The organism is Paenibacillus hemerocallicola, from assembly GCF_006265175.1.
Lineage (GTDB): Bacteria > Bacillota > Bacilli > Paenibacillales > NBRC-103111 > Paenibacillus_AB > Paenibacillus_AB hemerocallicola.
Genome location: NZ_VDCQ01000048.1, coordinates 68,914 through 77,290, shown reverse-complemented (window position 1 = coordinate 77,290; position 8,377 = coordinate 68,914). Strand labels below are relative to the sequence as shown.

Genomic DNA, 8,377 nt, shown 5'->3' with positions numbered 1-8,377 from the left:
GATGTTTTTGATTTTGATTAGACTATATCCTATTGATAAAAAAATCCCGCCAGCCGAATCGAACAGTTAACTAAAATCAATTCATACCGCTCAAAATAAACGGAATGCACTGGTACAATTGGGCATAGGTGATAACTATGTTCATTTCTCCAATGCTGCTCGAAACTCAAAATCCGCATTTAATAGCCCAGACCATATATTCGAGCCGAAGATCGACGGTCATCGGCTTCTTTTGTCGCGCCTGAACGGCCAGACTCGCCTGTATACGCGCCACAATAACGAATGCACCCGACAATTCCCGGAGCTGTACGACATTGCCCAGGACGATATACTGCTTGACGGCGAGGTCGCTTGCGTGGATCGGGATAGTGGACTGATCGATTTCGAGTCGGTCATGGAACGGTTCTCGGCGAAAAGGTCGGATAAGATCCTACGGTTGAGCGCTTCGCAGCCGGCGAATTATATGGTTTTTGATATCCTCAGATACAAGGGTGAAGACCTGCGCGGATGGCCGCTCATGCGACGCAAGGAGTTGCTTGCCAGTATCGACTTCGGGAATCCTCGGATCAGCGTCGTGCCCTACATAGAGCGTGAGGGTGAACGGTTGTATCAGGAGATCGTTGCCCGCCAGATGGAGGGTATCGTCGCAAAAAGAAAGGAATCAGTATACGCGACAGGCCAGCGGAGCGCGAGCTGGCTTAAGGTGATTAACTGGACATATGCGGACGTCGTACTGACCGGCTGGCGGAAAGAGGATTTCGGATGGCTTGTTGGTGTGCAGCAGGGCGAACGGATCAGGCGGGTCGGGGTTGTGGAATTGGGCGTGACGGCACCCAGACTTGCCAGGCATTGCGCATCATACGGCACTTTCTCATCAATCGTCTGGGGAATCTTCATGTCCTTCATCGTTTGACTGATGAGATTCAAATAGCCTGTTGCATATATCGATTCGATTTGTATATTCGGGTTCATTTGCTTTCCTCCGTACATCGTAGACTCTACAGAGGTATTCGACATGGTTTCCCGTTTTCTTGTTTGCTTCTATTTCTTTTTTTCAGATGCTCAAGGGTGCGAAATGTCAGAACTAACAGGATTTTCCTGGGATTTGTAGAATACATAAGGAACAAGAAATGATCAGGAGTGACTCCCCTTATGCTATCGAAAAATCGTCTCGGCACTGTGCCGAAAGTTTACTTCAGACCCGAATTGACAAATTACCTTGCGAGGGCACTTTAAAACGATCCCATACAGCGTGGAACAAGAAAATTTCAACGCTGAGCAGTGTCATACATGCTTGGAGCATGGCCTATGCTTGTGCCAACCCAAACTGCATCCACGTCGGTGTCGCTTACAAGTCGGCAGAAGCAGAAGCTCTCAGTATGAAACATTCTTCTTACAGCTAAGAGGTGCTTTGCCTTGTCGGCGAACTACGGTTTAAGCTTCACCGCACCCAAAGCGATTGCAGATACGCTGAACGATCGCGGTATCGTAATCAGCGAGCGTTACGCTCAGACGTTGTACGAGCGGTATCAAACGCTCATTTCCGCCAGCCTCGATGAGCATGTCAACTGGCGGAAACGACGGCGGAAAATGGCGGGATCCTCCTATCCATGAACGGCGTGCAACCCGAGAAAGGTAACGAGATGCTGTACGTAATCCGCGAAGTGTTTAGCGGCACTATTCTCGCTGCACAAAACATGAAGAGCGGTGCAGCTGCCGAATTACGAATCCTAATCGAACCCATCGTCGAATTGGGATACCCCATTGTTGGCATTGTCAGCGACGGACAGGTTTCGATCCGGAAAGCATTTGAATCGTTACTGCCAGATGTACCCTATCAATACTGCCAATATCACTATCTGAATGATGTCGCTAAACCTCTTGAGGATGCCGATCGCAAGCTTAAAATGGAATTAAAAAAGAGCATGCGCGGTCTGCGTGATGTCGAGCGGAAAATCGAGCGAGTCGAGAAAAAAACGACGGAAGCCGACGTTTCCGGCACTGCGACCGGAGAGGCGACACTTGTAGAGACACGGGTAGCCAAAGGCTATATCGCAGCTGTCCGTGCGTTACTTCTGGAAGACGGTGAACCGCCGCTCTTTGGCAATCTGCTCCTTTCCTTTTACTTATGCATCTTATTTTCCCAGTTGAGTTGAGCCTGAAAGCGGTACTTCTTCTGCTCTTCAGGCGACAGAACAAGCGGATTGCCATCGCTTGAAACGAGCACAAGTCGGGATTCATTACTCCAGCCTACATGTACGTTAAACGTCTCAAGTACGAGCCGTACCGGAATATAGGTTCGTCCGTCCTTAATGATGGCGGGAGCCTCCAGTGTTTGCTCTTTACCGTTGATAAAGGTGGTATTAGAATCGATCGTCAGTTCAATGGTCGTGCCATCTTTGCTGGCAGTTACTTTCCTAGCGACAGGATCCCAGTTAATCTTGGCCCCCAATTTTGTCATCAATTCGCGGAACGGAACAAGTGAATAGCCGTTCTTGATGAAAGGCTCATTCTCTAGCTGCAGCAGTTCGTTATCCCAGAGAATCGCGGCAGCATACTCTATTTCGCTGTCTGGCGCTGTGTGAATTAACCATTCGCCTGCTGGAGAGAATGTCTTAGTGAGAGGTTGATTCAGAAAATCCAACCATTCGCCAGTATGCGCATCGATTATCTTCAATGTGGCCATCGATGACGGAGGGGGGGGGGGGTTGATACACGACCGGGGTAGAGCAACATATAGAAACTATTAAGTACCAATTGACCATGTTCCCGGGGTCATGCCCATCGATAGCTATCCGACGGATTTCCCTGCAAATAGTTAGTGAGGTTAAAGCCCCCCTCTGAACGTCATGACCGTCAATCGAATCCCCGACCATCGATCTATTCGAGCCTCTACGCTCAGCTCTCTCCATTCGATACTTCGAAACTTCCTCACACATGCTGGCAATTCGTTCAATCCTCCCACGGACATCTGCTGCTCCGGCTCGAGCTGCACCACGATCGGTAAGTCTTAGAAGGTGCATGTCATCCGAGGTTAACCTCGATTCAATCTCTCCAACTTTGTGCAAATCCTTCAACGCCTCCAACTTGTACGCAAATTATGCGGCAGTAGTATTATTCAACATCTTCGCATGGAGCTACACCCTGACAGTCTTTTTCTGTGCAAATCCAACCTTTAGCGCGTTGGAGGGAACGGGTATCGGCTCAGCCGCTCTTCCAGTCGATATTGGATCTGATCGATCTAGCAATGCGGAACAAAAAGTTCCGCTATTCCTCCAGAGAACAGCTAAAATGGGGCATAAAGGAACGATGAGTTCCTTTATCGGCAGAATGAAGGTCGTTTGAGGGCCGTTTTGCACCGATAAAGGAACTCATTGTTCCGTATGTGCGATTTCCCCGCCTTTCGCAGGTAATAAAGGAACTCATCGTTCCCTTCACAACAAATAACGGAAGTGCTTGTTCCGCGAACTGCTGGTAAGAGGCCTTTATAGTCGCACGATAAGGGATACTCCTTAGGTCACCCCAAATTATCAATGTATTACAATAATGAATCCCCCGTTGAAGCTTGAAGCTTCAACGGGGGATTCTCCTTATACTTACCGCTATACTTACCGCTATTTGTTTTTATATCATGGCAGCCCTATTGGGGAAGTGTGGAAATTTTTTGATTGGCGGCTTCTTCGGCATCGCGCAGCGCCGAATTAATATCTTTTTTGCCGGCCACGACATCATAGAAGGCCGTGTTCAAGCTGGACGTTGCGGCCGATATATATTTATCGGTCGGAATGCTTTCGCCATACTTTTTCGGTACGAGACCTTTGGCGTTTTTCCCCTGCAGCTCGGGCACGCCGTCGCCGATCGTGTTCAAGTACGATCTGTCCTTAATAACCGGAACGTATGCGTTCGTGCGGGCCGCCTCCAATTGGGAATCCTCATTCAGCAAGGCGCTGATCGCCAAAAACGCCATTTCGCGGTTCGGGCTATTTTTCGATATAAAGTAGCCGTACGGGTTCGAGTTCGGTCCGGCATTCGGCATATCGTTGTACGTCGGGAAGCTGGCAATGTCCCAGCGCAGCCCGTCGCTATTTTGTCCGATAATGTTGAAGGCGGAGTTGTTGCCCACCTGAATGGCGATGTTCCGATCTTTATAGAAATTGACAAAAGCTTTGCCGTAGTTGGCCAGCATATTGTTCGCTTCGGGGTCGCTCGAGAGAGTCACCATCCGCATATTCCGTTCGAACATCTTTTTCCAGTAATCGGTAGCCAGCGTCGCTTTCTTCGTCTGCATGTTCACCAAGCTCGGCACACCTTCATTGACGAACAGCGTATTGCCTATATTAATGCCGAGACCGTAGTACGGTACGCCGCCATCGACCCGGGTCAATTTGCGGGCGGTATCAATGACACTGTCCCACATCATATTGTCCGTCAAATACGGGACTCCGAACTTGTCGAATATGTCCTTATTGTAATAAAGGGTCGTGGAGTTGATCTTGATCGGCAGCCCGGTCAAGACGCCGTTAGCCGCATAAGTAAAGGCATTGATGGCGCTCGATTCGATTTTGTTCAAATCGAACTTGTGCTTCTTCACGAGATCGGAGATGTCGTCGTCCAGCATGCCGACTTCCCGCAGTTTGGCTACCCCGGATTGGGTGTCCCCGAAAAAGTCGATCTTCGTTTTCGTCGTGACGATATCGGCCAATGTCGTACCGGGCGCGTTTTTCATAAACTTAAAGGTGACGTTCGGATATTTCTTTTGAATTCTGGCGCCGTCGCCTTTGCGAAAGCCTTCCTCTAAATCTTCGTTATACATGTAGAAAAACGTCAACTCCACCGGCTCTTTCGTCCAGTCTTTTGTAGCGGCAGCCGGCGCTTGACTCTCGCTTTTATTGCCGCTCGTTTGAATCGATTGCCCCCCGCTGCAGGAGGTCGAAATAATCGCGATAACCGGCAGTAAAGCGACGATTGTCCATTTGGATCGAATGCTGCCGCAAGCAAACAAAACATTTTTCATTGTCGACACCTCTCCTGTGAAATAATGTTTTCCGCTATAAACTGAACCTTCGCGTGATCGACTCAAGCAATAAGAGTAGTCATGTAAGCGCTATCACTGATTCTGAGTATAAGAGTGTTTCGTCCAAAATTCTTTACACAAATCGATGAGAAATTTGCACATTCGAGTATCCTTTTTCCAAGACAAGCAAAACATGATCCTGATTGAAGAACGGATCGAGTTCCAACAGTTTAACGGGTAACAATTTTCAAATTAAAAGGAGCAGAGAGGCTTGTCCCTCTTGCTCCTTCGCAATCTCCATCCCATGATCGCCGCCTTTTACGGCGCTCGTGAGGCCGAAAGTCCATAAATAACGGAACTGGCGTATCTTATTAGCCATATAACCAGATTAGATAGCATAATAACGGAAACCCGCTCCGCAATTCCGATGTACACTACCCATTTTCCCCCGATAACTCCCAATAGCGGAAGACTGCGCCGTTATATCAGGTGTACAGCGATATTCGGGACAATAACGGAAATCAACTCCTCTATTTAAAGTGACATCCCTCAACCGCTTTAACAAAGCCCTTCAGGAGGTCGTTTGCGGTCACGCTGCATTAGTTTTTTTGCGGTAGCATCTTATATAAATAAGCAAATAGTCGTATAATTTGAATAATTCAGATGAAAGTAGGGGCGCTTATGCGGAAGCTGAAATATTTGTACTACCATCTATTGAGTCGTATTTACAAACGTCATGGGAAATGGCAGTCTGAATCGTTCAGACGTCTGATAAGCAAGCGAAACATGTATAAATAATTTGCGCATTAGGAATTATGTTCCAGCCGCTCCATTCCTCCGGTACCGCTACATTCTTTCCTCGATGCTCGCATGCTTGCACCGAAGTCTGAATTCTTTCAGAAAAGCTTGTTCGTCCAACGGTGAAATATGTATGGCCTCGTATTGATTAGAACGGATTTCGAGACTGCGGCCCGAAGCAGCCGCACCGGATTGCCACGAACGGATCGGCTTTATTGAAACTATTTTGTCCAGCGGAATGACTTTGGTAAGGAAGCCGGTTCTAATAACCAGCTCGGAATCGCGGAGCGCGTAATCAATTCCGAACCATAGCCACGATGTAACTCCCGCGATCGCCAGGCAAAAAAGGGAAAGCAGAGTACCGCCAATAATGCCCGTACCGCCTATGATCCATGGAGAAGCTCCGGCCAACGCGAGAGCGATTATGCAAAAATACATGACTAGGGATAGCCACGCATCTCTTTTGGGTGCGAATTTCACGACTTCCCCTCCTTGTTGAAATACGCGAATCCACTAAACTGTTCCTTCAGGACAAGACCGCATCGGGCCAAGGGCACACTCTGTCCGGGAAAGTCACGGTTTCGGCGGATTTTTCTTCGCCCGCATCGAAACAATCGCCAATCCGAGCGCCAGCCCTATACCGATTCCGATTGCAATATTATTTATGGCGACGCCGATTCCGACTCCGAGCGCGATTCCTATGGCCAAGCCCGACCCGACGTTTTTCTTCTTTTCCATTGCAGACACCTCCGTCTCTAGTTATCTACTATTACGGAATACGGAAACGATAGTTTCTAAATCCTCTTCCATCTAATTTTCCCATGCCTTCTTAGAACAAAACCGTCTTCCGAACAAAAAGCCCTTGCCCGGGCGGCTCGACATGCCTGCCGAATCCTCCGGGAAGGGGCGTTTTTTATTTCTTCACATACTGTTCATCCCCGCGGTTTCCGGCAGGCGGAATATCCCGATATAATGGAAGAGAAGGATACTTTCGCCTAAGCCAAAGGAGGCCTTTCCATGTCGCTTCATGTCAAATGCATGACCTGCAAAAAGGAGTACTTGCTCGATTCGGGTGACCCCGAGTACCGGAAAATTAGCAGCGGGCTGTCCAAGCTGTATATTTGCAAGACGTGCAGCATGGCCATGAAGGAAGAAGCGATTCTTACGACGGGAATTAATCCGAATATGCTGGATCCGAAAGGACACGACAAGCTGGTTCCTTGATCCAAGCAGGTCTCACAAATAATGAATTAGCTCGCGCATCGACAGAATATGACCGACCGCAGGCACATTTCTCCGTTGCAGCTCCTCGAGCTTGGCGTTATAAGCCAGGAAAGCGATTCCGCTATCCTGCGCCGCCTTGCCGTCTATCCACGAATCGCCGACGCACAGCCATTCTTCGGGGCGAATGGCCGGATAATTCGACGTGATGTAGGCGATTCCGGAAGGGGACGGCTTCAGCGCGGTCATTTGCTCCCGCCCGGCTATCAGCTCGAAGCGGGACGCGATTCCGGTCCGCTCCAGAGCGTCTATGGCTGCTTCACGCGCATTGTTCGTCAATACGGTTAGACGCGTTTCCACGCTCAGAAGCTCCAATATTTCCGGAACGTGTTCTTCCAATTCGGCTCCGACCATACCCACCTTTTCGCCGGCTACGACAATATTCCATACCGCCGTTTCCAGCTCGGCCGTAAATCCTCTTGCGGCTCGCGCCGACTCGATCAGCGTCGCAATCGTATGCTCTTGAAACGGGAAGGAAGCGGGAAACAAGCCGGCTTCCATACATTGGTCGAATACGTCCTGCTTGATCCGGGGAAAGTTGATGTTCGACTTTAACAGTGTGTTATCCATATCGAAAATGATAGCTTTATAGCGGCTTTCGCGTCTCATCGATGCTCTTCCAGAAAAGCAAGCAGTTGGCTCGTTCGGGTGACGAACAGATCCGGTGTCGTATCGAAACGGTGGGTCTGCACGTTTTCCAGCCAATGAGCGCCGATCGTGAATACCCCCGCGCCTTTGCCTGCACGCATATCGGCTTCGCTGTCCCCGATAAATAACGTCTCCGACTTGTCCGCGCCGAGCGCGTTCATGGCCGTGAGCACTCCTTCCGGATCAGGCTTGGGGCGCTTCATCTCGTCACCGGAAACGGTAACGCCGAAATACGCTTCCATACCGAGCCTTTCGAGCGAAATATCCAAGGAATCTCTCCCTTTGCCCGTTACGATCCCCATCCGATAACCTTTGCTCTTCAGCTCGGAGAGCAGGGCCATCATCTCGGCATTCGGTTGGACCATGCGCTCGTGCTCCTGCCGATACAGCTTGTAGAACAGCTGGACGGCCTCTTCGGCCGATTCCCGTTTGCCCAAGTTCAGCCGAATAATGTCGGCTTCCGTCGGGCCGAACAGGGCCACGACTTCCGGGCCGGTCAACGATTTCCCGTCATAGGTTCGGAAAGCCTCGCTGATCGAATGGATACAAATCGGCAGCGTATCGGCCAATGTGCCGTCAAAATCGAAAAGTACGGTCGTAATCCTCATCATTCCACACTCCGCTCTCGTTGATTGT

Annotated in this window: 9 protein-coding genes and 1 pseudogene; 4 read left to right on the top strand and 6 right to left on the bottom strand. The window is 49.6% G+C overall.

Features of this window, described 5'->3' with window-relative positions; translation table 11 throughout:
* Positions 1-118: 118 nt before the first annotated feature.
* The 3 genes and pseudogenes from FE784_RS27405 to FE784_RS41150 all read left to right on the top strand — a co-directional run.
* Positions 119-646 (top strand): annotated as a pseudogene (locus tag FE784_RS27405) (ATP-dependent DNA ligase); the annotation flags it as partial.
* Between the two features lie 770 nt (positions 647-1,416).
* On the top strand, positions 1,417-1,614 hold the full coding sequence (locus tag FE784_RS41155) for a hypothetical protein (protein WP_176706554.1): 198 nt from the start codon (positions 1,417-1,419) through the stop codon (positions 1,612-1,614).
* A complete protein-coding gene (locus FE784_RS41150) occupies positions 1,611-2,156 on the top strand; it encodes a hypothetical protein (RefSeq protein WP_176706553.1) in 546 nt (181 codons plus the stop codon). The genes FE784_RS41155 and FE784_RS41150 overlap by 4 nt, the downstream gene beginning before the upstream one ends.
* Here the strand turns inward: FE784_RS41150 and FE784_RS27395 are convergent.
* From FE784_RS27395 to FE784_RS41145, 4 genes are all read right to left on the bottom strand, one after another.
* The gene (locus FE784_RS27395) at positions 2,123-2,677 is read right to left on the bottom strand and encodes a copper amine oxidase N-terminal domain-containing protein (RefSeq protein ID WP_176706552.1); all 555 of its coding nucleotides are present in this window, start codon (positions 2,675-2,677) and stop codon (positions 2,123-2,125) included. The two genes, FE784_RS41150 and FE784_RS27395, sit on opposite strands and share 34 nt — an antisense overlap.
* A 963-nt stretch (positions 2,678-3,640) precedes the next feature.
* Entirely contained in the window at positions 3,641-5,014 is a 1,374-nt protein-coding gene (locus FE784_RS27390; protein WP_139605436.1) for an ABC transporter substrate-binding protein, read from the bottom strand.
* Between the two features lie 846 nt (positions 5,015-5,860).
* Positions 5,861-6,292 carry a PH domain-containing protein gene (locus FE784_RS27385; protein ID WP_139605435.1) on the bottom strand — a complete coding sequence of 144 codons (432 nt, stop codon included), beginning with the start codon at positions 6,290-6,292 and terminating at the stop codon, positions 5,861-5,863.
* A gap of 93 nt (positions 6,293-6,385) precedes the next feature.
* On the bottom strand, positions 6,386-6,550 hold the full coding sequence (locus FE784_RS41145) for a glycine zipper domain-containing protein (RefSeq protein ID WP_176706551.1): 165 nt from the start codon (positions 6,548-6,550) through the stop codon (positions 6,386-6,388).
* A gap of 279 nt (positions 6,551-6,829) precedes the next feature.
* On the opposite strand from FE784_RS41145, the gene FE784_RS27380 reads away from it, so the two are divergent.
* Positions 6,830-7,036 (top strand): hypothetical protein, encoded by a 207-nt coding sequence (locus FE784_RS27380; RefSeq protein ID WP_139605434.1) that lies wholly within the window; start codon positions 6,830-6,832, stop codon positions 7,034-7,036.
* A 12-nt stretch (positions 7,037-7,048) separates the two neighbouring features.
* Here the strand turns inward: FE784_RS27380 and FE784_RS27375 are convergent, their stop codons facing one another.
* Entirely contained in the window at positions 7,049-7,702 is a 654-nt protein-coding gene (locus FE784_RS27375) for an HAD family hydrolase (protein ID WP_139605433.1), read from the bottom strand.
* Positions 7,699-8,352 carry an HAD family hydrolase gene (locus FE784_RS27370; protein WP_139605432.1) on the bottom strand — a complete coding sequence of 218 codons (654 nt, stop codon included), beginning with the start codon at positions 8,350-8,352 and terminating at the stop codon, positions 7,699-7,701. Before FE784_RS27370 ends, FE784_RS27375 begins: the two co-directional genes overlap by 4 nt.
* Positions 8,353-8,377: the final 25 nt, after the last annotated feature.

Excerpts from the sequence above, each read along its gene's own strand:
- FE784_RS41145 (WP_176706551.1), bottom strand. The coding sequence starts at position 6,550 with ATGGAAAAGAAGAAAAACGTCGGGTCGGGCTTGGCCATAGGAATCGCG.
- FE784_RS41150 (WP_176706553.1), top strand. The coding sequence starts at position 1,611 with ATGAACGGCGTGCAACCCGAGAAAGGTAACGAGATGCTGTACGTAATC.
- FE784_RS27390 (WP_139605436.1), bottom strand. The coding sequence starts at position 5,014 with ATGAAAAATGTTTTGTTTGCTTGCGGCAGCATTCGATCCAAATGGACA.
- FE784_RS27375 (WP_139605433.1), bottom strand. The coding sequence starts at position 7,702 with ATGAGACGCGAAAGCCGCTATAAAGCTATCATTTTCGATATGGATAAC.
- FE784_RS27380 (WP_139605434.1), top strand. The coding sequence starts at position 6,830 with ATGTCGCTTCATGTCAAATGCATGACCTGCAAAAAGGAGTACTTGCTC.
- FE784_RS27370 (WP_139605432.1), bottom strand. The coding sequence starts at position 8,352 with ATGATGAGGATTACGACCGTACTTTTCGATTTTGACGGCACATTGGCC.